Origin of the sequence: Paractinoplanes rhizophilus, from assembly GCF_042664765.1 — a bacterium.
Classification (GTDB): domain Bacteria; phylum Actinomycetota; class Actinomycetes; order Mycobacteriales; family Micromonosporaceae; genus Actinoplanes; species Actinoplanes rhizophilus.
This window is the reverse complement of record NZ_JBHTBJ010000017.1, coordinates 38311-60283: the sequence shown is the minus strand read 5'-3', so window position 1 is coordinate 60283 and position 21973 is coordinate 38311. Positions and strand designations below refer to the sequence as shown.

20 protein-coding genes and 2 pseudogenes are annotated in these 21973 nt (G+C 70.9%); 11 read left to right on the top strand and 11 right to left on the bottom strand.

The genetic code is table 11. The features are described 5' to 3' along the window. Nucleotides 1-47 precede the first annotated feature (47 nt). Both ACFQS1_RS22690 and ACFQS1_RS22685 read left to right on the top strand, forming a co-directional pair. Nucleotides 48-533 carry a hypothetical protein gene (locus ACFQS1_RS22690; RefSeq protein ID WP_378971585.1) on the top strand — a complete coding sequence of 162 codons (486 nt, stop codon included), beginning with the start codon at nucleotides 48-50 and terminating at the stop codon, nucleotides 531-533. Between the two features lie 477 nt (nucleotides 534-1010). Continuing rightward, entirely contained in the window at nucleotides 1011-1331 is a 321-nt protein-coding gene (locus tag ACFQS1_RS22685; protein ID WP_378971583.1) for a hypothetical protein, read from the top strand. A gap of 5 nt (nucleotides 1332-1336) precedes the next feature. Here the strand turns inward: ACFQS1_RS22685 and ACFQS1_RS22680 are convergent, their stop codons facing one another. Then, a complete protein-coding gene (locus ACFQS1_RS22680; RefSeq protein WP_378971580.1) occupies nucleotides 1337-1513 on the bottom strand; it encodes a hypothetical protein in 177 nt (58 codons plus the stop codon). A 127-nt stretch (nucleotides 1514-1640) separates the two neighbouring features. Here ACFQS1_RS22680 and ACFQS1_RS22675 point away from each other — a divergent pair, with 127 nt between their 5' ends. The 3 genes from ACFQS1_RS22675 (at nucleotide 1641) to ACFQS1_RS22665 (ending at nucleotide 5225) form a co-directional block, all read left to right on the top strand. Further along, complete coding sequence (locus tag ACFQS1_RS22675; protein ID WP_378971578.1) at nucleotides 1641-3062, top strand: CYTH and CHAD domain-containing protein; 1422 nt, start codon at nucleotides 1641-1643, stop codon at nucleotides 3060-3062. Between the two features lie 30 nt (nucleotides 3063-3092). Beyond that, complete coding sequence (gene ppk2 / locus ACFQS1_RS22670) at nucleotides 3093-4043, top strand: polyphosphate kinase 2 (protein ID WP_378971576.1); 951 nt, start codon at nucleotides 3093-3095, stop codon at nucleotides 4041-4043. A 288-nt stretch (nucleotides 4044-4331) separates the two neighbouring features. Then, a complete protein-coding gene (locus tag ACFQS1_RS22665) occupies nucleotides 4332-5225 on the top strand; it encodes a ribonuclease Z (RefSeq protein ID WP_378971573.1) in 894 nt (297 codons plus the stop codon). A gap of 30 nt (nucleotides 5226-5255) precedes the next feature. On the opposite strand, the pseudogene ACFQS1_RS22660 reads toward ACFQS1_RS22665, so the two are convergent. Continuing rightward, a pseudogene (locus ACFQS1_RS22660) lies at nucleotides 5256-6152 on the bottom strand (RNA polymerase subunit sigma-70); the annotation flags it as partial. Nucleotides 6153-6250: 98 nt separating this feature from the next. Between ACFQS1_RS22660 and ACFQS1_RS22655 the strand changes: the two are divergent. Next, a complete protein-coding gene (locus tag ACFQS1_RS22655; RefSeq protein ID WP_378971571.1) occupies nucleotides 6251-6808 on the top strand; it encodes a dihydrofolate reductase family protein in 558 nt (185 codons plus the stop codon). A gap of 61 nt (nucleotides 6809-6869) precedes the next feature. Then, nucleotides 6870-7370: a GNAT family N-acetyltransferase gene (locus ACFQS1_RS22650; RefSeq protein ID WP_378971569.1), complete on the top strand. Its 501-nt coding sequence runs from the start codon at nucleotides 6870-6872 to the stop codon at nucleotides 7368-7370. 115 nt (nucleotides 7371-7485) lie between these two features. Here ACFQS1_RS22650 and ACFQS1_RS22645 read toward each other — a convergent pair whose 3' ends face one another. After that, nucleotides 7486-9645 (bottom strand): tetratricopeptide repeat protein, encoded by a 2160-nt coding sequence (locus tag ACFQS1_RS22645; protein WP_378971567.1) that lies wholly within the window; start codon nucleotides 9643-9645, stop codon nucleotides 7486-7488. 306 nt (nucleotides 9646-9951) lie between these two features. Continuing rightward, a complete protein-coding gene (locus tag ACFQS1_RS22640) occupies nucleotides 9952-10266 on the bottom strand; it encodes a hypothetical protein (RefSeq protein ID WP_378971564.1) in 315 nt (104 codons plus the stop codon). A gap of 176 nt (nucleotides 10267-10442) precedes the next feature. Between ACFQS1_RS22640 and ACFQS1_RS22635 the strand changes: the two genes are divergently transcribed. Next, a complete protein-coding gene (locus ACFQS1_RS22635; RefSeq protein WP_378971562.1) occupies nucleotides 10443-11387 on the top strand; it encodes a S1C family serine protease in 945 nt (314 codons plus the stop codon). A gap of 173 nt (nucleotides 11388-11560) precedes the next feature. On the opposite strand, the gene ACFQS1_RS22630 is transcribed toward ACFQS1_RS22635, so the two are convergent. Both ACFQS1_RS22630 and ACFQS1_RS22625 read right to left on the bottom strand, forming a co-directional pair. Further along, nucleotides 11561-12919 (bottom strand): cystathionine beta-synthase, encoded by a 1359-nt coding sequence (locus tag ACFQS1_RS22630; protein ID WP_378971559.1) that lies wholly within the window; start codon nucleotides 12917-12919, stop codon nucleotides 11561-11563. Nucleotides 12920-12922: 3 nt separating this feature from the next. Further along, nucleotides 12923-13267, bottom strand: coding sequence for a YkvA family protein (locus ACFQS1_RS22625; protein ID WP_378971557.1), 345 nt, complete (start codon nucleotides 13265-13267; stop codon nucleotides 12923-12925). Nucleotides 13268-13438: 171 nt separating this feature from the next. Here ACFQS1_RS22625 and ACFQS1_RS22620 point away from each other — a divergent pair. The 3 genes and pseudogenes from ACFQS1_RS22620 to ACFQS1_RS22610 all read left to right on the top strand — a co-directional run. Then, nucleotides 13439-14374, top strand: a pseudogene (locus ACFQS1_RS22620) (SGNH/GDSL hydrolase family protein); the annotation flags it as partial. A 339-nt stretch (nucleotides 14375-14713) separates the two neighbouring features. Further along, nucleotides 14714-15502, top strand: coding sequence for an SGNH/GDSL hydrolase family protein (locus tag ACFQS1_RS22615; RefSeq protein WP_378971555.1), 789 nt, complete (start codon nucleotides 14714-14716; stop codon nucleotides 15500-15502). Nucleotides 15503-15572: 70 nt separating this feature from the next. Then, nucleotides 15573-16817 (top strand): acetyl-CoA C-acetyltransferase, encoded by a 1245-nt coding sequence (locus ACFQS1_RS22610; RefSeq protein ID WP_378971552.1) that lies wholly within the window; start codon nucleotides 15573-15575, stop codon nucleotides 16815-16817. A gap of 87 nt (nucleotides 16818-16904) precedes the next feature. On the opposite strand, the gene ACFQS1_RS22605 is transcribed toward ACFQS1_RS22610, so the two are convergent. From ACFQS1_RS22605 to ACFQS1_RS22585, 5 genes are all read right to left on the bottom strand, one after another. After that, nucleotides 16905-17258, bottom strand: a complete 354-nt coding sequence (locus ACFQS1_RS22605; protein WP_378971550.1) for a winged helix-turn-helix domain-containing protein — start codon at nucleotides 17256-17258, stop codon at nucleotides 16905-16907. Then, a complete protein-coding gene (locus tag ACFQS1_RS22600; protein WP_378971548.1) occupies nucleotides 17255-17938 on the bottom strand; it encodes a hypothetical protein in 684 nt (227 codons plus the stop codon). The genes ACFQS1_RS22605 and ACFQS1_RS22600 overlap by 4 nt, the downstream gene beginning before the upstream one ends. 71 nt (nucleotides 17939-18009) lie before the next feature. Beyond that, nucleotides 18010-18300 (bottom strand): hypothetical protein, encoded by a 291-nt coding sequence (locus ACFQS1_RS22595; protein ID WP_378971546.1) that lies wholly within the window; start codon nucleotides 18298-18300, stop codon nucleotides 18010-18012. Between the two features lie 92 nt (nucleotides 18301-18392). After that, nucleotides 18393-19184, bottom strand: coding sequence for a Bax inhibitor-1/YccA family protein (locus ACFQS1_RS22590; protein WP_378971543.1), 792 nt, complete (start codon nucleotides 19182-19184; stop codon nucleotides 18393-18395). A 109-nt stretch (nucleotides 19185-19293) separates the two neighbouring features. Then, nucleotides 19294-21708 carry a transglycosylase domain-containing protein gene (locus tag ACFQS1_RS22585; protein WP_378971764.1) on the bottom strand — a complete coding sequence of 805 codons (2415 nt, stop codon included), beginning with the start codon at nucleotides 21706-21708 and terminating at the stop codon, nucleotides 19294-19296. Nucleotides 21709-21973: the final 265 nt, after the last annotated feature.

Sequence of the window (21973 nt, the reverse complement as noted above, 5' to 3'; positions counted from 1 at the left end):
GAGATGGGAGGTGACCTGTCGTGCGTCGGTATGCCAAGCCATTCGTCGTGGCGGACGATCTGGCGCTGCTCAACGGGCCGATCACGGGCGTCGTCACCTTGCCGCGTCACCTCGACTGGTCGGGCGCGGCCGACTACGACCTCGACGCTCCCGGCCGGATGGTCGACCTCTACCGCACGGTCCTGATCGAGGCCACCAAGCCGGCCGATCTGCACGACTTTCTTGATCGGGAAACCCTCGCCCGACTGTGGCGCGCGCTCTGGCTGCCGCCCGATCTCCGCCGGGCGTGGGAGGAGCGCTATTTCCTCGACATCGACGCCGTTCTCGCCAGCGGTCGCTACTCGGGCGACCAGCTGCTCCGGCTGGCCGAAGCCGCCGATCCCGGATTCGATCGCGCCATGTTCGCGGACGTGCTCGGGGCAATGGACCAGATCAGCGATGCCGCGTTCGCAGCGTATGGCGTCGACGCTCCCGCCATTGAGCGGCTCCGCGAGCGCTTCGCCGCTTGGCGGGTCGAGCTACGACCGGAATAAGTGACTCCGGCGGGCAACAACGAACGGCGCAGCCGGGCTTCTGTGTATCAGAGGGGTGCCCGGGCGGCGCACCGCGACCAGATCCGCGCCGACCTGTCTGATGTAGAAGTACCTCGGCTGGACCAGCTTTTTTCGGGATGACGATCTCGACGACCCTGGAGCCGAACGGGAAGTCGTCGTCGCCGAATCGGAACACCAGGTTGTCGGGGTCCTTGTCGCCCAGGGCGAGGACGTCGATCTTGTCGTAGGGGTTGTTGTCGAAGCGGGCGGCGAACTGCTCCGGCGTGGCCGAGGCCGCGAGCTCCTTGACGAACTCGATGCGCGGGTGGAACTGGCTCGACGGGTGGCTGTAGTTCGCGTTGAACTCGACGAAACCGCGGCCGCCCCGGGTCACACGCCGGGTGGAAAAAGATCGACATATCCTGACATGCTGCGCACACTGGGAATCGATGAGCTACCACCCCGGGAGGTGCGACCATGCCAACCTTCAACAGCGAGGAGGAGCGAGCCGCCTGGGCTCTCGCCGAATCCCTCAGCGAGCAGGCGCGCACGATGATGCGGCAGGCCGAGGCCGCGCTCGAGACCTGGAAGACGGGCAAGGAGATGAACCGGCTGCGCTGCGAGCGCAAGGGGATCAGCGCCTCCGACGCCGAGATCCGGTGGGCGGCGTCGGCCAACTCGAAGAACGCGCTGACCGACAACAGCTTCCACGTCGGCCTCGCGACGATGTACTACGGCGCCGCCACGGCGAGCTACTCGCGGGCGCTGTATCTGCGCAGCCGGGAAAGTTACCGCTGAATGCGCTAATCCTGCTCGGCGCCGGGTGACTCCACGACCGGGGACGCCGGCGGCCGCGGCGGGCGCGGGTTGTCCGGCGTCGCGGCGGACGCCGGGGTCGCGAGCGCGATACCCAGGACGGCACCGGCGCCGATCAGGCCGAGCCCGGCGAGCGAGACCTTCCGCGTCTCGGGCTTCTCCATGAGCTACCTCCAAGAGCACAACGGGGGCCGGCGACCAACGGTGCCAGGAACAGCTGAGACGAACCTGTGCAGAAGCTGCCAATCGTTTGGTCTGTGTCCGTGACCACAGGTCCGGCACCATGAACTGATGGAGATCGCCAGCGAGACCGAGCGTAAATACGACGTCCCCGAGAACTTCGTACTGCCTTCGCTGGACGGCATCGCCCGGACGGCCGCCGCCAAGACGCACGATCTCGACGCCACGTACTTCGACACCGATGAGCTGACCCTGATGCGAAACCGCCGGACCCTGCGGCGGCGGACCGGCGGCGACGACGCGGGCTGGCATCTCAAGACCCCTGGCAGCGGCGGCAGCCGCACCGAGCACCGGCTCCCCCTCGACGGCGACGACCAGGACACCGTTCCGGCCGAGCTCCGCGGCCAGGTCCGCGCGCTCATCCGCCGTGAGCGGCTGCGGCCGATCGCCCGCCTGCGCACCCGCCGGGTCGAGACGCCGCTGGTCGACGGCGAGGGCCGCACGCTCGCGCTGATCGCGCAGGACAGCGTGCGGGCCGAGGCCGACGGCGCCGAGCAGCGCTGGCAGGAGGTCGAGGTCGAGTTGGTCGGCGGCGATCCCGCCGTGCTGGAGGCGGTCGAGCGCCGGCTGGTCGACGCGGGCGCCACGCCCGCGGCCGGCCCCTCGAAGGTCAGCCGTGCGCTCGGCGATCGCCTCCGGCCGGAAACGCCCAAGACCGAGAAAACCAAAAACCCGGTCTTCGCGTACGCCCGGGAGCAGCGCGACGCCCTCGCCGCATACGACCCGGGCGCGCGGCAGGCCGACCCCGAGTCCATTCACAAGATGCGGGTCGCCACCCGGCGCCTGCGCAGCAGCCTCAAGACGTTCAAGCGCTCGTTCCCCGGCTTCGAGGCGGTCGGCCCCGAGCTGAAATGGCTCGCCGACCTGCTCGGGCAGGTGCGCGACGGCCAGGTGCAGAAGGGCAAGCTGCTCGCCGGGGTGGAACGGTCCGGCCCCGACTTCGCCGAGGCCGCCGCCCGCATCCGGGAGCACCTCGACCGCCAGGTCCGCGACGGCCAGGCCGCGCTGGCCGAGGCCCTGGAGAGCGAGCGCTACCTGGCCCTGCTCGACCAGGTCGACAGCCTGGCCGCGCTGACCGGCAGCGGCGAGAAGGACCCGCTCGGCCGCGCCCGCAAGCGACTGCGCAAGGCCGACCGGCTGCTCGACACCGCGCTCACCGACGGGTCGGACGCGGAACTGCACGAGGCCCGCAAGGCGTACAAGAAAGCTCGTTATGCCGTTGAGGTTTTCGCGCCGGCCGCGGGCAAGGACGGCAAACGCCTGGTCAACGCCCTGACCGACCTGCAGGATGTGCTCGGCGCGCACCAGGACTCGGTGGTCGCCCGCGAGCTGTTGCGCGAGCTCGGGCCGGACAGCTTCTGGTTCGGCGTGCTCTGGGGGCGTCAGGAGCAGGTGGGCCGGGAGACCTACGCCCAGCTGCCGGTGGTGCTGGAAGCCTCGCGAAAGAAGAAGCTTCGTCGCCGGCTCGGCTGAGGTTCGCCGGTTCGGGGTAAGAAGCGCGGTATGCAGGCGGCGGAGGAGTACCCGGACGACCAGGTCACGCAGCCCTACGACGGGCCGGTCAAGAACCTCGGCGGCTACCGGGTCGCGGACGATGACGACGACGACCCGGTGCTGCTCAACGCGGACGGCAGCCCGGTCGACACGTGGCGCGAGGACTACCCGTACGACGAGCGGATGCCCCGCCACGAGTACGACCGGCACAAGCGGCTGCTCCAGATCGAGCTGCTCAAGCTGCAGAACTGGTGCAAGGAGACGGGCGAGCGGCTGGTGGTCCTCTTCGAGGGACGGGACGCGGCCGGCAAGGGCGGCACGATCAAGCGCTTCATGGAGCACCTGAACCCGCGCGGCGCCTCGGTCGTGGCGCTCGAGAAGCCGAGCGAGCGCGAGAGCAAGCAGTGGTACTACCAGCGCTACATCGCGCACCTGCCGGCCGCCGGCGAGATCGTGCTGTTCGACCGCTCCTGGTACAACCGGGCCGGCGTCGAGCGGGTCATGGGCTTCTGCACCCGCGCGGAATACCTGGAGTTCATGCGGCAGACGCCGGAGCTCGAGCGGATGCTGGTGCGCTCCGGCATCAACCTGGTCAAGTTCTGGTTCTCGGTCACCCAGGGCGAGCAGCGCACCCGCTTCGCGATCCGCCAGGTCGATCCCGTACGCCAATGGAAGCTCTCGCCGATGGACCTGGCCTCGCTCGACAAGTGGGGCGACTACACCGAGGCCAAGGAGGCGATGTTCTTCTACACCGACACCGCGGACGCGCCCTGGACGGTGGTGAAGAGCAACGACAAGAAACGAGCCCGGCTCGAGGCGATCCGGCACGTGCTGAACCGCTTCGATTACGCGAACAAGGACGAGGAACTGGTCGGCCGCCCCGACCCGCTGATCGTCGGCCCCGCCTCGCTGGTGGTGGAGAGCACGGAAATGTCGCCCCGCGTATTCCCGCGCCTCTAGTGATTTAAAAACGTTGGCGCGTGGTCGGGTCCCTCGATAACGTGGCCGTACACGTGAAGGGAGGTGGTCCGAAGTTGTATACCAACGGGACTCGTGAGGTGGCTGTCCGCTAGCCGCTGTCCTCGACAGCTTCGTTCTGTTTGAAGTGCCTATGTCGAGACCGTGTGGCAGCGGTCCGGCGAATATCAGGCAGCCACCCGACCCCCGGGGATCCGGCCTTGTCCGACCGGACCACGCGCCTTCGCGCGTGGAAGTTCCCGGGGGTCGCTTCATATCCGGGGAGTCGTGATGCGCGAGCTGGCCGTGCTCGGCACCGCCAGCCAGGTGCCCACGCGTCACCGCAACCACAACGGATACCTGCTGCGCTTCGACGACGAGGTGATCCTCTTCGACCCGGGCGAAGGCACCCAGCGCCAGATGCTGCTGGCCGGCCTCGCGGTCAGCCCGATCACCCGGATCTGCATCACGCACTTCCACGGCGACCACAGCCTCGGCCTGCCCGGCGTCCTGCAGCGGATCTCCCTCGACAAGGTCCCGCACCCGGTCACCGTGCACTATCCCGCCCAGGGCCAGGAGTATTACGACCGCCTGCGACACGCCACGAGCTACTGGGACAACGCCGAGATCGTCGCGGCCCCGGTGAGCGGCGCGAGCTTCACAGCCGGGCGGATCACCGCGCTGCCGTTGTGGCACTCCCTTCCGACGTACGGCTACCGGCTGACCGAGCCGGACGGCCGCCGCATGGTGCCCGGCCTGCTGGCCGCCCACGGCATCAGCGGCCCCGCGGTCGGCGAGCTGCAGCGGGCCGGCCGCCTCGGCGACGTCACGCTCGATCAGGTCAGCACCGCCCGCCCCGGGCAGAGCTTCGCCTTCGTCATGGACACCGGCCTGTGCGACAACGTCTACGCGCTGGCCGAGGGCGTCGACCTGCTGGTCATCGAGTCGACCTTCCTCGACGAGGACGCCGGGATGGCCCGGATGGTGGGGCATCTGACCGCCCGTCAGGCCGCCGCGGTGGCGCGCGAGTCACGCGTACGTGTGCTGGTCCTGACCCATTTCTCCCAGCGCTACCAGGACGCCTCCCGCTACCTGCGGGAGGCCCGCCTCGAGTTCGACGGCGAGATCGTCCTGGCCGAGGACCTGATGCGGATCCCGTTCCCGGCTAGAACCGCCACCGGGTAGCGCCGTGCGGCCTGGTTTCTCTCGGTTCGCTCATGCCGGGACAGACCGCCGGCCGGCGTCGAACTCATCGTCGCGCTCGAAACGGGTCATGGCGCTGATCTTGCCCCCGTCCAGGGTGAGGACATAGAGGCCGACCACCTCGCCCGTCCGCAGATACGCGACAAAGGCGGGCTGTCCGTTGGCGCGCGTCGGCAGGAGGCTGAACCGGCGGCCGGCCCGGAAGATCGCGGCACAGAATCCGGCGACGGCCTCGCGCCCGACGTACTCGTACGGCATCGGCGGCATCGCGATGAAGACGTCGTCGGTCAGCAGCTCGACCAGCCCGTCGATGTCGGCCGCTTCCCACGCCCGGACGAATCGCGCGACCGTGGCCTTCTCCTCCTCGGCCGCGGCGGGGCGAGGCGGCCGCGGCAGCCCGGCGCGGGCCCGTTTGAGTGCGCTCTTGACCGAGTCGACCGTGGTGTCGAGCATCCCGGCCACCTCGTCGGCGGGAAAACCCAGCACATCGCGCAGGATCAGCACGGCAACCTGTCGCGGCGGCAGCGTCTGCAGCGCGGTCACGAAGGCCAGCGAGATCGACTCCTGCCGCTCGTAGTTCTCCTCCGGCAGCAACGCGTCCGGGAACGGCTCGAGCCAGGGCACCTCGCCGAGCCGCGTCGGCTCCGGCACCTCGACGCCCGGGATGTCCCACTCCTTGGCGCGTCTCGACCGGCGCTTGTTGAGACACCGGTTGGTGGCTATCCGGTACAGCCAGGTGCGGATCGAGGCGCGGCCCTCGAACCCGGCGATCCCCTGCCAGGCCGCGAGCAGCGTCTCCTGCAGCACGTCCTCGGCGTCGTGCAGGTTGCCCAGCATCCGGTAGCAGTGCACCCGCAGCTCCCCGCGGTACGGCTCGGTCAGCTCCCGGAAGGCGTCCCCGTCCATGGGCTTCTCCTTTCTGTCCCCGGTACTGACACCCGCCGCGCCCCGTTCGGGTCGGCCGCGGTGTCAGTACTGCCGACAAGCACCTCGAGAGGAGAACCGTCATGGCCAGGATCGTCATCAGCCAGAACATCACATTGGACGGCGTCGTGCAGGACCCTACCGGCGAGGAGGGCCTGCCCGGCGGCGGCTGGTTCAATCGGATCACTCCCGGCGACCGCGAGGCGTGGGCCGGGCAGGAGAGCGCCGAGGCGATGGACGCCGTGGCCCTGCTGATCGGCCGCCGCAGCTACGAATACTTCGCGCCCCGCTGGCAGTCCCGCACCGGGGCCTGGGCGGACCGCCTGAACAGCATGCCCAAGTACGTCGTGACCGCCACGCTCGACGACCTGAAATGGGCCAACTCGACCCCGGTGCCGGCCGAAGCCGTCGGCGGGCTCAAGCGCGACCTGGACGGCGACATCGTCGTCAACGGCAGCGCCCAGCTGGCGCACGCCCTGCTGGAGCGGGACCTGGTCGACGAGCTACGGCTGATCGTCTTCCCGGCGCTCGCCGGCGCGGGCACCCGCCTGTTCCCCGAGGGCACCGCCCGCTCCTTGCGCCTGCGCACCAGCAGAACCCTGGGCGACAGCCTGACCGTGCTGACCTACGAGCTCGCCTGATCCCGGCGAACCCGGCCCGGGGGCCGCTTCCCGGGCCGGGCGCCAACGGTACGGTCGGGCGATGACGGCGTCGCTGCGTACCGGAAATGATGTTGATCTTTTGTCGGTGGGCGCGCTGCATTTTCGATCGCGGGCCGCCGCCTACGCGCACATCCTTCCGGCCGAGACGCTCGCCGAACCGCCGGCCGCGGCCCTCGCGGCCTGGTGGGCCGAGCGCTGGAAGTGGGAGCGCGACACCCATCGCCTCACCGTCGCCGAGGACTTCGACCGGATCGTCGGCTTCACCTACGTCGGGCCGAGCGAGGTCGAGGGGGCCGCCGAGCTCTACGCCATCCACGTCGACCCGGTTCTGGTCGGCACCGGGGTCGGGCGGCTGCTCATGGCGAACGCCCTGGAGCAGCTCGGCGAGATCGGCGACCCGGCGGTGCTCTGGGTGCTGGAGGCCAACGAGCGCGCCCGCCGCTTCTACGAGCGTGGCGGGTGGAAGGCCGACGGCGAGACGCGCGTCGAGGCGATCAGCGGGCAACCGGTGCCGCAGGTGCGCTACCGCCGCGGCCGGTAGGGAGCAGCCCCAGGCGGCCGAGCCGAGATCGGCCGCCCGGGCGCTCCCCCGTGTGTGTTCCAGGGCTTCATCGTCGCCCGGCGGCGGAACGCGGCACAGGAAAGCCACCGGCAAATCAACCGGCAATCAATGAGTGGAAGCGTTCCCTCTCCTCGCCCTCCAGCTCGAACGCGTCGGCGAGCAGCCGCGTGGTCTCGGGCCGCGGGCGTCCGGCACGGCCCGATTCGAGGTAGCGAATGGTGCGCACGCTCAGGCCGGTGCGCTCGGCGAGGTCCTCCTGGGACATGCCGCGCCGCAGCCGATGCCCGCGGATGCCGGGCACGGCCGAGGCACTGACGGGCGCGAGCTTGCCGCGCAACGCCGCGGCTTGTGGGTGGCCGAGGTCCACGAGGATGGCGTACGCCTCGCGCCGGCGCTCGGCCGCGGTCGCCACGTCGCCGAGGCTCTCGTAGAGGTCGCCGAGATGCGCGATGATCTGCGCCTCGACCGCGGGATTGCCGGTGCGCCGGGACAGCCGCAATCCCTCCTCGAAGTGCCGGGCGGCCTCGTCGGGCGAAGCGGTGGCCAGGTGGAGCAGGCCCAGGCTGTCCCGGGTGATCGACTCGTTCTCCCAGTCGCCGCAGCGCTGCTGCCGGGCGAGCGCCTCGGTGAAGTACGGCAGCGCGATCCGCGGCTCGCCGCGCTGCGCGTGATACCACCCCACCGCCAGGGCCGCCTTGCCCGCCCAGACCGGGTCGGCGAGGGTGCGGAAGATGTCCAGCGCCGCGCGGGCCTCGGCCAGGGCTCGCTCCTGGTCGCCCTGCAGCCACCACAGGTAGGAGAGGATGAACCGGCATTCGGCGGTGCCGGCCCGGTCGCCGTCGGCCTCGACCAGGGCGAGGGCCCGGGCCATGTGGGCTTGCGCCGCGCCGAACCGTTGCCGGCGGCCGTCGGCGACGGCCAGGAACGAGTACGCGTACGCCAGCGCGGGCCCGTCGGCGAGCGTGGCGGCCGCGTCGAGGGCGACCGCCCAGGCCGCGCCCTCGTCGTCCCAGCGGCGCTCCTCGTGCAGGAACGAGTCGAGCGCCCAGCTCAGCTGCCAGGCCTGGGTGTCGAGGCCCTCGTCGCGGGCCTGCCGGACGGCGGCGAGCAGTGTCTCCCGCTCGCCGGTGAGCCAGCCGAGCGCGGCCTTCATGTCGACCAGCGGGCTCGGCCGGGAGTCGTCGGCGGGGGCGCTCAGCGTCATCGGGATCGGCGCGCGGGTCGGGTTGAGCACGAGGTCGGCCTGGTAGGCGGTGTGCGTGTAGTGGTCCATGAGCCGAGTCAGGGCGGCGCGACGCTCGGCCGGCGGGTCGGTGTCCCGGGCGAGCTCGGCGGCGTAGGCGCGGATCAGGTCGGTCATCGCGTACCGGCCCGGCGCGGGCTCGGTGACCAGGGCCGACTCGGTGAGCTCGCGAAGCAGCCGCTTGCCCGCGACCGGTGGGACCGCGGCCAGCGCGGAGGCGGCGGCGAGCGCGATGTCGGGGCCGTTGACCAGGCCGAGCAGCCGGAACAGCCGAGCCGCGCCGGGGCTCAGGCCGGCGCCCGACCAGGAGAACACGGCCCGCAGGTCGTCGAGGGCCTCGAGCCGGCCGGCCGGGCGGCGCAGCTCGGCGGTGAGGGCCGCGAGGGCGGCCGGCGGGTGGTCGGCGGTGCGGATCCGGGCGGCGGCGAGCGTTACGGCGAGCGGGACGCCGCCGCACGCTCGTACGATGTCGGCCGCGCCCTCCTCGGTGGCGGCGCCCAGGCGCTGGTGGAACAGCGCGATCGCCGCGGGCTCGGACAGCGGGCCGAGGTCGATCGGGCGGGCGCCGACCGCGGCGATCAGCCCGGTGAGCCGGCGGCGACTGGTGATCACCGTGCGGGTGGCGTCGCCGGCCGGCAGCAGCGGCAACACCTGTTCCTCGTCGCGGGCGTTGTCGAGGAGGACGAGCAGGCGCTGCCGCTCGGTGAGGTCGCGGTAGAGGGCCTGGCGGCCGTCCAGGTCGGCGGGCATCCGGCCGGGCTCAACGCCGAGCGACTCGAGCAGCAGGCGCAGCGCGTCGGCCGGGTCGCGCGGGGCGGACGCCGCGAATCCGCGCAGATCGACATAGCGGCGGGTGTCCGGCTCGGCGCGGCGGACCCAGTGGACGGCCAGGGCGCTCTTGCCGACGCCCGGCGGGCCGGAGATGACCGTGACGCCGGGCGGGGTCTCGTCGAGGGCGGCCAGCTCGGGCTCGCGGCCGGTGAAGCCCGCGATCGGGGGTGGGACGGACATGCGATCGCAGCACCTCCACTGTGAATCAGCCCCACTATAGGTGGGCGGGAGCGCGCGACCGAGTTGATGCGGGGGAACCGATGGTCACGCGCTCCCGCCAACCGCCCCGCCCAAACCGGGGGTCGCGCCTGGCCGGAGGCGCTGGACCGGCGGAGGCGTGCCGGTCCTGTACCAGTTCAAGGGCGGGTCCTGTGGCGGAGTGCCGCGGCGCTGGCGGGGCGCTGCGGCTTCACGCCGGGAGACGTCGGCCGGGCTGATGAGCCGTGGCCTGCCGGGGGAGGTCAAGCTGTCGGCGACGTCGGGGCCTTATGGAGTTAGATCGAAATATCCGCGATTGCGGGCGCCGGGGTATCCGTGCCGGTCCTCCGTGCCGGCTCGCAGGCCGGGCATGGCCCGGATGCTGTTGAGGTCGTGCCGTACGGTCCACGCCTCCCGCCAGGGCCGCCGGGAGGCGGCGTCGGCCCGCTCGGCCAGGCGGCGCGGCGCGCACGGCCATCGCCATCCACACCAGACACAGTTCCGGTCGAGATCCGGCCCGGCGTGCCGCCCGAGCATCTGCTGGGCGTCGCGCCAGAGCATGTGGTCGACGATGTCGGGCGGTGCTTGGTCGGCGATGACCATCCGTCACTCTCCGTCGGGACGTGCTGCAACCTCCGGTACGTCCGATACAACCGCGCCGCGCCGCCGGCCCGCCGGACTTTCTGTGCGATTGCCATTGCGGACCGTCACCGTTCCTGTTCGCCGTGGGCGGACGGCCGGACGGCATCGACCCACGCCACGGTGTTGTTGAGGCGGTCATGGATACCGAACACACGAGTGTCGAACCTGAGGCGCTCGACGCCTACAGCCGCATCGTGACCGGTGTCGCCTCCAGCCTGCTCCCCTCGGTCGCCGCGCTCTCGGTGCGCACCGGTCGCGGGGCGGGCGCCGGTTCGGCGGTCACCTTCACCGACGACGGCTTCCTTCTCACCAACGCCCACGTCGTCGCCGGCGCCACCAGCGGCATGGCCGCGTTCGCCGACGGCACCGAGTCGAAGTTCGACGTGGTCGGCGCCGATCCCCTCTCCGACCTGGCCGTGGTCCGGGTGCAGAACTCGGGCGCGCCGGCGGCGCCGCTCGGCGACGCGGACGGCCTCAAGATCGGTCAGCTGGTCGTGGCGGTCGGCAACCCGATGGGCCTGGCCGGCTCGGTCACCGCCGGCGTGGTCTCCGGCCTCGGCCGCTCGCTACCGGCCCGGGACGGCCGCCGGGTCCGCATCATCGACAGCGTCATCCAGACCGACGCGGCGCTCAACCCGGGCAACTCGGGCGGCGCGCTGGCCGACTCCACCGGCACGGTGGTCGGCATCAACACGGCGGTCGCCGGCTACGGCCTCGGTCTGGCGGTGCCGGTCAACAGCACCACCCGCACGATCATCGGCGAGCTGACCGCCTCGGGCCGCGTCCGCCGCGCGTGGCTGGGCGTGGCCGGCATCCCGGCCCCGCTGCCCCCGCAGCTGGCATCCCGCCTGGGCCAGAAGCTGGGGCTCCGGGTCGTCGAGGTCGTCCCCGGCAGCCCGGCCGGAACCGCCGGGATCTACCTGGGCGACATGTTGATCTCGGCCGGCGGCCAGCCGCTGCAGACGGTGCAAGCGCTGCAGCGGCTGATGCTGGGCCCGGCGATCGGCCAGAACTTGCCGATCACCCTGCTCCGCAAGAACGCCCTGGTCGACGTGGTCGCCGTTCCCGCCGAGCTCAACTGACCGCGCTTTCCGGCGAGCACGGTATCCGGCAACACCCGCGATCGCCCCGCTGATGAGGAGACAGACGGTTTGGTGTCGCCGCGGGGTTTGCGGCGCCACCAAACCGGCTGGCTCCTCATCAGCCCCGAAGGGGCGATCGCCTGCGGAGCGAAGCGGAGCCATCAACAGAGCCATCAAAACAGGTGCGCCAGCAGGTCCTGCCTCGTCAGCACGCCGGCCGGCTTGCCGTCGACCAGGACCATGGCGGCGTCCGCCTTCTCCAGCAGGGCCACTGCCTCGCTCACCGGCTGCCCGCCGCCGATCAACGGGAGCGGGTCGCCCATGTGGCGCTCGATCGTGTCGTACAGGTGGGCCTGGCCGGTGAAGAGGGCGTCCATCAGCGCCTTCTCCGCTATCGAGCCGGCCACCTCGCCGGTGACCACCGGCGGCTCGGCCTTGAGCACCGGGAGCTGGCTCACGCCGTACTCCCGCATGTAGTCGATCGCGTCGCGCACTGTCTCGGTCGGGTGCACGTGGATCAGCGGCGGCATCCCGCCGCTCTTGCCGGCGAGGGCGTCGGCCACGGTCGGGGCGCCCGACTCGGTGTGCAGGAAGCCGTACCGGGCCATCCAGTCGTCGTTGAAGATCTTGGACAGGTAGCCCCGGCCGCCGTCGGGCAGCAGCACCACCACGACGTCGTCCGGGCCGGCCTTGCGGGCCACCTCCAGCGCCGCCACCACGGCCATCCCGCACGAGCCGCCGACCAGCAGGCCCTCCTCGCGGGCCAGCCGGCGGGTCATCTCGAACGAGTCGGAGTCGGAGACCTCGATGACCTCGTCGCAGATGTCGCGGTCGTAGGTGGCCGGCCAGAAGTCCTCGCCGACGCCCTCCACCAGGTAGGGACGGCCGCTGCCGCCGGAGTAGACCGAGCCCTCGGGGTCGGCGCCGATCACCCGGACCGGGCCCTGCTCCTTGAGGTATCTCCCGACGCCGCTGATCGTGCCGCCGGTGCCGACGCCCGCCACGAAGTGGGTGATCCGGCCGGTGGTCTGCTTCCAGATCTCCGGCCCGGTCTCCTCGTAGTGGGAGCGCGGGTTGGCCGGGTTGCTGTACTGGTCGGGCTTCCACGCGCCGGGGACCTCGCGGGCCAGCCGGTCGGAGACGTTGTAGTAGGAACGGGGGTCCTCGGGGGCCACCGCTGTCGGACATACGACGACCTCGGCGCCGTACGCCCGCAGGACGTTCTGCTTGTCCTCGCTGACCTTGTCGGGGCAGACGAAGATGCATTTGTAGCCGCGCTGCTGCGCGACCAGGGCCAGGCCGACACCGGTGTTTCCGCTGGTCGGCTCGACTATGGTGCCGCCCGGGCGGAGGAGCCCGGCCTTCTCGGCGTCGAGCACCATCCGCATGGCGATCCGGTCCTTGACCGAACCGCCCGGATTGAAGTACTCGACTTTGGCCAGCACCGTGGCTTCGATGCCCTCGGTGACGCTGTTCAGCTTTACCAAGGGTGTGTCACCGATGATCTCGACGACGTTGTCGTAGTAACGCACGCTTTAGATTACGACGACACGGTCCCGCTGCTTCTCCCACTCCAGGAAGCGCTCGGTCTCGGCGAGCACCGCGCCGGCCAGCCAGGTGATCATCACGGCGTCGTCGACCAGCCCGGCGACCAGCAGGAACGCCTCGGGAATGAGGTCGATCGGCGAGATCACGTACGCCGTGGCGGCCGCCATCACGGCCACCCGGACGCCGCCGTCGTACTGACCCTTCGCGGTCGCCTTCAGCATGCGGGGCAGGGCCGAGAGCCGTTTGCTCAGCGACGGGCCGCCGCGCGCTCCGGACACCAGTTGCTTGGCCAGCGCGGTGAACGCCGCCGTACGTCTCAGCGTTTTCGCCATCATTTCCCCTCTCCGCCACTCCAGCATGACGCGGCCGCGCCATGATTGCCTCTCACGGGGCGTGTTACCCATGATTGCCCCTCGCCGGAACGCGTTAGCCTCGGAATCCAGGCCGGATTGGGAGGGGGACCCGTGAACGGCATCGATCTCAACGAACAGGACTGGCGCCGGATCAAGGTCGCCGGCCAGGTCCTCGGCGGGTTGACGGGCGCGCTGGCCGTGGTGAGCGCCGGCTCGGCCGGGCTGCTGCTGCGGCAGGCGGCCGACGCCCGCCGGATCATCCCGCTGGCCGAGGCGCCCCCGCCGCGCGGCGACGGCCTTTACGGGCCGAAATTCGGCGGCAAGCCGCTGACCATGGTCATCCTCGGCGACTCCTCCGCCGCCGGGTACGGCGTGCACCGTCCCCGCGAGACACCCGGCGCACTGCTGGCCACCGGCGTGTCCCGCCGCCTGCGCCGCCCGGTGCGGCTGTACCGGGTGGCCGTCGTCGGCGCGATGTCGTCCGGCTTGTCGTACCAGGTGGACGCCGCCCTCGAGTACGAGCCGGACGTCGCGGTCATCCTGATCGGCGGCAACGACGTCACCCACGTCTCGGCCCGCGACCAGGCGGTGCGCTACCTCGGCGACGCGGTGCGCCGGCTGCGCGCGGCCGGCTGCAAGGTCGTGGTCGGCACGTGTCCCGACATCGGCGCCATCCAGCCGATCAAGCCGCCGCTGCGCTGGCTCGCCCGCAAGTGGAGCCGTGACCTGGCCGCCGCGCAGACCGTCGCCGTGGTCGAGGCGGGCGGCCGCACGGTTTCGCTGGCCAACCTGCTGGGCCCGATGTTCGAGGCCGATCCGGTACGCATGTTCAGCTCCGACCACTTCCATCCGTCGGCCGAGGGCTATGCCCGGGCCGCCGCGGTCGTGCTGCCGACGCTGCTGGCCTCGCTCGGCGAGGACGAGCGTGCGGCCGGGGTCGGCGTCAGCAACCTGGAGGTCGCGGCACAGGAGGCGGTCCGTTCGGCGGGCACCGAGGTGAGCCCGGCCAAGGCCGGTGGGCGGCGGGTGCTGCTGCGCCGGCACCCGTGGTTCGGCGAGCCGCGCACGTGGTTCGGGCACCGGGCCGCGCGGTCCCCCGGCGCCGCCGACGACGCGGACATGCAGCCGGCACCCGGCGCCACGGACCGCGCGGACGGCCTGGAACCGGGGCCGACGCCCGCCGGCGCGGACGGTGCGGAATTGCAGCCGGCCCAGGGCGGTGCGGACGGTGCGGACGGTGCGGAATTGCCGCCCGGACGCCGCGGCGCGCGATTGCGGCCGGCGCCCGGGGGTGCGAGCGGCCCGGTGTTGCCATCGTTGCCCGGGGGTACGGACGGGGCGGAGAATCTGGGCCCCTCCGCGAGCGGGGCCGTAGGGTGGACCCCAGCGGATCATTAGGCCGCGGGAGTGGCGAGGAGGCGAGAGATGGCGGGGCTGAACGCACGGATCGGCAGGGCGGCCGCCACCGGTCTGCTCGCCGGAGCGGTGGGCGGGGCCGCCCTGCTCGCCGGCGAGGTGCTCGCCGCCAAGGCCCGGCGCTACGCGAAACCGACGATGGGCCTCGCGCTGCGCACCTCGATGGGCAAGGTCTCGGCGCCGACGCTGCGCCTGGTGCTGCTCGGCGACTCGGCCGCGATCGGCGTGGGCGTGGAGTGGCTCTCCGAGACGGTCGGCGGCCAGCTCGCCCGTCTGCTCGCCGAGGGCACGGCCGACACCGGCGAGCGGCACGTGCTGCTCTCCAGCGTGGGCGTGGCCGGCTCGCGCGCGGCCGACCTGGCCACTCAGGTCGCGCGGGCGCTGCTGGGCGACCGGCCCGACGTGGCCGTGGTGCTGATCGGCGCGCACGACGCGACCAGCCTGCGCAGCCCCGACGAGGCGGCCGAGCTGCTCGGCCAGGCTGTGCGCCGGCTGCGCGAGGCCGGGGTGCGGGTGGTCGTGGGCACCTGTCCCGATCTGGGCGCGCTGCGGGCGATAGCGCCGCCGCTGCGCCAGGTGGCCGGCCTGCTGGGCCGGCGGATGGCGAAGGCGCAGGCCAAGGCGGTGCAGGCGGCCGGCGGCGCGGTGGTCGACCTGGCCGCGGAGACCGGGGCTGTCTTCCGGGCCGACGCGGGGACGTTCTGCTACGACGGCTTCCACCCCTCCGCCGATGGCTACCGCGTGTGGGCGCACGCGCTGTATCCGGCCGTGGTCAAAGCAGCGCTCTCCCCGCTGTGACAGGATCTGCACCCGCTCTGTGATAAATCTGCACTCGCAGAGGTTGTTACTGACCGGTTAACGTGGGGACATGCCGGAAGCTGTCATCGTCGCCACCGCGCGCTCCCCGATCGGCCGGGCCGTCAAGGGGTCGCTCAAGGATCTGCGTCCCGACGACCTCACCGCCACGATCGTCGACGCCGTGCTGAACAAGGTGCCCCAGCTCGACCGCGCCCTCATCGAGGACCTCTACCTCGGCTGCGGCCTGCCCGGCGGCGAGCAGGGCTTCAACATGGCCCGCGTGGTCGCCACCAAGCTCGGCCTCGACGGCCTGCCCGGCGCCACCATCACGCGCTACTGCTCCTCGTCGCTGCAGACCACCCGGATGGCGTTCCACGCGATCAAGGCGGGCGAGGGCGACATCTTCGTCTCGGCCGGCGTCGAGACCGTCTCCCGCTTCGCCCGGGGCAGCTCCGACGGCCTGCCCTCGGAGGCGCAGAAGCTGGTCGGTGGCGGCTGGGAAAACCCGTTCTTCGCCGACGCCCAGGCGCGCACCCGCGAGTTCGCCGCGGGCGGCAAGGTCTGGCACGACCCGCGCGAAGACGGCGCGGTTCCGGACATCTACGTCGCGATGGGACAGACGGCGGAAAACCTCGCCCAGCTCAAGGGCATCTCCCGCGAGGAGATGGACGAGTTCGGCGTGCGCAGCCAGAACCTCGCCGAGAAGGCGATCGCCGACGGCTTCTGGGAGCGGGAGATCACCCCGGTCACGCTGCCCGACGGCACGGTCGTGTCGAAGGACGACGGCCCCCGCCCCGGCGTGACCATCGAGGGCGTGGCCGGGCTCAAGCCGGTGTTCCGCCCCGACGGCCGGGTCACCGCCGGCAACTGCTGCCCGCTCAACGACGGCGCCGCCGCGGTGGTCATCATGAGCGACACCAAGGCCCGCGAGCTGGGCATCACCCCGCTGGCCCGGATCGTGTCGACCGGCGTCACCGCGCTCTCCCCCGAGATCATGGGCCTCGGCCCGGTCGAGGCGTCGAAGCAGGCGCTCAAGCGGGCCGGCATGACCATCGACGACGTCGACCTGGTCGAGATCAACGAGGCGTTCGCGGCCCAGGTGATCCCGTCGTACCAGGACCTGGGCATCCCGATCGACAAGCTGAACGTGAACGGCGGCGCCATCGCGGTCGGCCACCCCTTCGGCATGACCGGCGCCCGCATCACCGGCACCCTGCTCAACTCGCTGGACTGGCACGACAAGACGATCGGCCTCGAGACGATGTGCGTCGGCGGCGGCCAGGGCATGGCCCTTGTCGTGGAGCGGCTCAGCTGATCCGAACCCCCGGATTCCCGCCGGGTTCGGCCTGCCACGAGCGGCCGAGCTCGGCGGCTTTCATGTCACGGCGGGTCAGGGCGCGGGTCATCGGTCCTCCGGGGTGTCAATGGTCTCGACGCGGGAGATGAGCTGCTTCAGTCGTTCGATCTCCGCGGTCAGCGCGGCATGGCCGGCCGGGGTGAGGGTGATCCAGGTGCGGCCGCGACGACCCTCGTAGCCCTTCTCGACCTCGACCAGCCCGGCACCCTCCAGGACGCTCATGTGCTTGGAGAGGTTGCCGGCGGTCAGGTCGAGCTGGGTGCGCAGGTAGCCGAACTCGACGCGGCGGGCCTCGTGGGCGATGGTGAGGATGCCCAGGCGTACGCGTTGGTGCACGATGTCGTCCATGCCGTTGACCGGATGGGCCTGCGGGTCCGGGGTCCCGGTCTCGCTGCTCACCGCTGCCGCCGGCGGGCGAGCGCGAAGCCGATCCCGCCGAGCAGCAGAACCGTGCCGTTGATGACCTGCTGAGGCACCCACACCGTCCGGACGGACGCGTTCATGTGCCAGCCGAAGTCGATCGGCGCCAGGGCCACGACGAGATAGCCCACGGTGAACAGCAGCAGGGCGACGTTGCGCTCGAGCCGGGCCAGGACCAGCAGGGCGACGCCGATCGTGCCCCAGGGGGCGATCAGCCGGTCGAAGACCAGCGCCCACTGCGGAAACGTGACCGGGTGGTCCGGGAAGTACAGCCGGGCCGCCACCCAGGCGACGGTGAAGAGAACGGTCAGGGCGATGCCGGTGATCGCGTACGGCCGGACCCGGGCGCCCAGGCCGCGCGACCGGGCAACCCGCACGTAGCAGAAGGCGATCGCGGCGTACGCCAATAGCAGTGCCGGGGGCCAGTAGAGCAGCGCGCCCGTACGCGCGAACTGGCACACGGAACTGTCGCCCTGAGCCGAGCAGTGCACCTCCATGCCGGCCCAGTCGATCGGGATCCCCACATAGGTCGCCCCGGCCAGCACCAGCAACGCGACCCAGGTGACCCGCTGGTCACGGCGCACCCGGTGGGCGAGGCCGCGCGCCTCGGAGAGCAGCCGGCGCGCGTCGCCGCCGGCCGGAAGAGGTTCAGTGGTCATGCCGACAGGTTTCCATCGCCAACCATTTGGCGCAAGTGGCTGAGACAAACTCGTGCGGGCTCGTCCCGGCGTCAGCGGAGAGCGGCGCGGAGAGCGGCGACCGCCTCGGCGGCCTCGGCCATCACCGAGGGCGGCGGGTCGGCGGCGAGGAGGTCGTCGGCCATCACGCGGATCTGGTCGGGCAGGACCATGTCGTGCTCGCGCGGGACCGGCCGGCGCGGGCGACCCTCGGCGTCGGCGGCCAGGTCGGCGAGGCGCTGGACCAACTCGTGCGTGGCCGGCGCGTGCGAGCGCCACCGGGGCTGCTGCCAGTGGCGCACCTGGTTGAGCAGGCGGTCGATCGCGGCGGCGAAATCGGTCACGGGGGCGAGCGTAGCCCGGGAGAGCCGAGAGACGGCGAGGCGCCCGGACCGTGGGAGGACGATCCGGGCGCCTGGCGCTGTGGCGGACTGGGTCAGTCTCTGCTGCCGCCCTGCAAGTAGCTGAGCAGCCGGAGGATCTCCAGGTACAGCCAGATCAGGCCGACCAGGATGCCGAACGCGCAGGTCCACGAGTAACGCTGCGGCAGGCCCGCGCGGACGCCCTGTTCGATCTGGTCGAAGTCGAGCACGAAGCTCAGCGCCGCGACCACGATGCAGACCAGGCTGAAGCCGATGCTGAGCGCGCCGCCGCCCCGCAGGCCGGTGTGCACGCCGAACAGCGACAGCACGAAGTTGAGAAGCATGACCATGAAGAGGCCGCCGATGGCGCCGATCATGATTTTGCGGAACCGCGGGGACGAGCGGATCACGCGGTTGGTGTAGAGGATCGTCATCAGCGCGAAGACGCCGAAGGTCGCGACCACGGCCTGCAGGACGATGCCGTCGTAGAACGCCTCGAACGTCTTGCTGACCATGCCGACGAAGACGCCCTCGACGATCGCGTACGTCACGACCAGCGCGGGGTTGGCCATCCGCGAGAACGCGATGACGAAGCCCAGGACCAATCCGACGATCGCGGCGCCGATCCAGGCGGCGCCGGTGAGCGAATCGGGCACGAGGGTCCATGCGGCGATCGCCGAGACGGCCGTGATGCCCAGCAGGACCACGGTCTTGACGACCACGTCGTCGATCGACATCGCCCGCGCGACCGGCGGGGCCGCGAACCCCGGGGTGGTCGGGTACGGCTCGCCATATCCGTACCCGGCGGTCCGCTGCTGCTCGGCAGCCTTGCCGAGCCGCGACAGAACCGGGTTCGAAGATTTCACTGTGTCCAGCCTCCCTGAGGTTGAGCACTGTCATGTGCTGCCTTTCCAGGGTACGGGGTGACCGCACCGGATGCCTTTGCCTATAGCTGTGAGCAGGCTGGGAAGATAATCATCTACGCCCCGGCGGCTTGGTCGGGAGCCCCGGGAAGCCGGGCAGGCCAGGCTTTTCCTTCTCGGCGCCCTTGCCGTTGCTCACCTCGATCACGACCACGCCGCCCTTGATCGTGCGTCCGCTGGGGTTGGTGCCGGCCGCCGTGCCCGCCGGGCACTTCGAGTCGACGTCGTGGCCCACCGAGACCGAGAAACCGGCGTCCGCGAGCCGGCTGCGGGCGCTCGAGAGCGAATCGCATTCCACGTCGGGGATCCGGCGCTGATCGCCGTACGCGATCTTGGAGCTTTCCGGTTTCTTGAACTGGACCTTCGGTTTGCCCTTCATGTAATCGGCCAGCGTGTTCCAGACCGCCGGATTCGAGATCTGGTGCGACATCCGGTCGGGATGGTTCTGGTAGTCGGGGTTGACCATGTACCCCGCCACGACCAGCGACGTGGTGCCGGCGATCAGGGCCGCGGTCTTGTCGTGATCGGTGGTGCCGGTCTTGCCGAATACGGGGTGGCCCACGATGCCGCGGGTGGCCCGGGCGGTGGTGCCGTTGCAGTGGCCCAGCTGCGCCGAGTCGCCGACCGGGCAGCGGGCCGCGTCGAGCGCGGCCCGGGCGACGTCCTTGCTGGTGGCGCGGCTGCAGTGGGACTTGCCGACGTCGAGCTTCTCGCCGCTCTTGGTCTGGATCCGCTCGATCGGGGTCGGCTCGCAGTACATGCCGTCGCCGGCCAGCGTGGCGTACGCGTTCGCCATGTCCAGCGGCGTCGTGGCGGAGACGCCGAGGGTGAAGGCGCCCCACTGGCGCGCGTTGCGCGGCTGGGCCAGCACGGCGTCGCTCGCCGCGCGGAACTTGATGCCGAAGCGCTTGGCCACGTCCACCACGTTCTCGGCGCCGACCCGTTCCTCGAGCGGCACGAAGAACGTGTTGATCGACTTACCGAAGCCGGTCCACATGTTGTAGACGCCCTCGCCGCCGCCGCCGGAGTTCTGCGGGCACCAGAAATGCGTGCCCTTGCAGGCGGCATCGTTGCTACTACTGATGATATAGCCCGACTTATACTGTTTTTCGGCTTTGATGGTGTACGCGAGCGGATAGCCCTTTTCCAGCGCGGCCACCATCGTGAACATCTTCATCGTCGAGCCGGCCTGGTACCCGGTGATGTCGCCGCCCCCGCTGAGCAGCGGGTTCGTCGTGTTCGGGTAGGTACCGCGGATGCCCCTCTTCGCCTTCTTCGGATCCGACGAGATGTGGTTCTGCGGATGCGCCTTGTTGTCCAGCTTGTAGCGCCGGTTGGCCTGCAGCAGGCGCACCTTGCCGTTGCCGGGCTCGACCCCGGCCAGCAGCATCGCGTTCCGGCTTTTGTCCGAGATCAGGTCGTTGATGTTCTTGCGCGAGTCGGCCTGCGCCTTGACGTCCATCGTGGTGGTGATGCGGTAACCGCCGCTCTTGAGGCGGCGCTCCCGGTCGTACGGCGTCGCGCCGAACTCCTCGCGGCTCATCCACCACCGGTAGAAGTAGTCGCAGAAGAAGCCCCACATGTTCTTCGCCACCGAGACGCAGCCGTTGGCCACCGGCCGGACCTGGCGCGGGATCGGCTCCTTGATCGCCTTGTCGGCCTGGGCCTGGGTGATCGCGCCCATCTCCACCATGCCGGGGATGACGTAGTTGTTGCGGCGCTGGAGGATCTCCTTGTAGCCCTCGGGGGTGCCCGGGTTGTAGAAGGTCGGGGCCTTCACCACGCCGGCCAGCATCGCGGCCTGCCCGATGGTGAGGTCCTTCGGCTTCTTGTTGAAGTAGACCTGGCTGGCCGCGAACACCCCGTACGCCTGGGCCCCGAACGGCGCGATGTTGAGATACCGCTCCAGGATCTGGTCCTTGCTGAGCTCCTTCTCGACCTGCAGCGCGTACTTCATCTCGGTGACCTTGCGCTTGGGGCTGTCGACGGTCGCGTCGATGACCTCCTGCGGGTTGGTCGCCGAGTACGCCAGCGACATCCGCACCCACTGCATGGTGATCGTCGAGGCGCCCTGCTTGGACTTGCCGTTGTTGTTGTTCACCAGGGCGCGCGCGACGCCCTTCAGGTCGACGCCCCGGTGGTGGTAGAACTCGCGGTCCTCGGCGGCGATCATCGCGTTCCGCATGTTCGGCGAGATGTCCCGCAGCGGCACGTCGCTGCGGAACTCGTCGTAGAACTGCGAGATCTGCGTCTTGTTGTCGGACGCGTAGATCCGGCTGATCTGCGGCGAGCTGAAGGCCTTGAGCTCGCCGGGCAGGCTGGCGAAGGTCTCGCCGCCGGCCTTGGCGGCCAACCCGGACATGGCCGCGGCCGGGAAGACTCCGGCCGCGACGACAACACCCGCGAGCGCTCCGCAAATCAGCAGATTCGTCGCATTCAGGAAAATGTTGTGATCATGTCGGCGCATCCAGGACGTCACCGCACCACCATCCGGGACTGGAGTGAGAGGAGTCAATAACAGCGCACGATGTCAAATCTTGGGGTATGGCCTGCCATACCCCCAGGACGGTGGCCCGCCGTGTGTTCCCGGACCGCCGTTTGCCGAACGCTTGAGGGCATGGCGAACACGGTGGTCGACCTGGTCGGCGTGACGAAGACACCCCGGCCAGCCCGACCTGCCGCTCGCCGCCCTCGCCGAGCCGCTGCCCGCCGACGCGCTGGGCGCCCTCGAC

Coding starts and splice junctions, on each gene's coding strand:
- ACFQS1_RS22650 (WP_378971569.1), top strand. CDS start 6,870: ATGACGGCGTCGCTGCGTACCGGAAATGATGTTGATCTTTTGTCGGTG.
- ACFQS1_RS22680 (WP_378971580.1), bottom strand. CDS start 1,513: ATGGAGAAGCCCGAGACGCGGAAGGTCTCGCTCGCCGGGCTCGGCCTG.
- ACFQS1_RS22640 (WP_378971564.1), bottom strand. CDS start 10,266: ATGGTCATCGCCGACCAAGCACCGCCCGACATCGTCGACCACATGCTC.
- ppk2 (WP_378971576.1), top strand. CDS start 3,093: ATGCAGGCGGCGGAGGAGTACCCGGACGACCAGGTCACGCAGCCCTAC.
- ACFQS1_RS22665 (WP_378971573.1), top strand. CDS start 4,332: ATGCGCGAGCTGGCCGTGCTCGGCACCGCCAGCCAGGTGCCCACGCGT.
- ACFQS1_RS22610 (WP_378971552.1), top strand. CDS start 15,573: ATGCCGGAAGCTGTCATCGTCGCCACCGCGCGCTCCCCGATCGGCCGG.
- ACFQS1_RS22625 (WP_378971557.1), bottom strand. CDS start 13,267: ATGGCGAAAACGCTGAGACGTACGGCGGCGTTCACCGCGCTGGCCAAG.
- ACFQS1_RS22585 (WP_378971764.1), bottom strand. CDS start 21,708: ATGCGCCGACATGATCACAACATTTTCCTGAATGCGACGAATCTGCTG.
- ACFQS1_RS22655 (WP_378971571.1), top strand. CDS start 6,251: ATGGCCAGGATCGTCATCAGCCAGAACATCACATTGGACGGCGTCGTG.
- ACFQS1_RS22615 (WP_378971555.1), top strand. CDS start 14,714: ATGGCGGGGCTGAACGCACGGATCGGCAGGGCGGCCGCCACCGGTCTG.
- ACFQS1_RS22675 (WP_378971578.1), top strand. CDS start 1,641: ATGGAGATCGCCAGCGAGACCGAGCGTAAATACGACGTCCCCGAGAAC.
- ACFQS1_RS22645 (WP_378971567.1), bottom strand. CDS start 9,645: ATGTCCGTCCCACCCCCGATCGCGGGCTTCACCGGCCGCGAGCCCGAG.
- ACFQS1_RS22635 (WP_378971562.1), top strand. CDS start 10,443: ATGGATACCGAACACACGAGTGTCGAACCTGAGGCGCTCGACGCCTAC.
- ACFQS1_RS22600 (WP_378971548.1), bottom strand. CDS start 17,938: ATGACCACTGAACCTCTTCCGGCCGGCGGCGACGCGCGCCGGCTGCTC.
- ACFQS1_RS22685 (WP_378971583.1), top strand. CDS start 1,011: ATGCCAACCTTCAACAGCGAGGAGGAGCGAGCCGCCTGGGCTCTCGCC.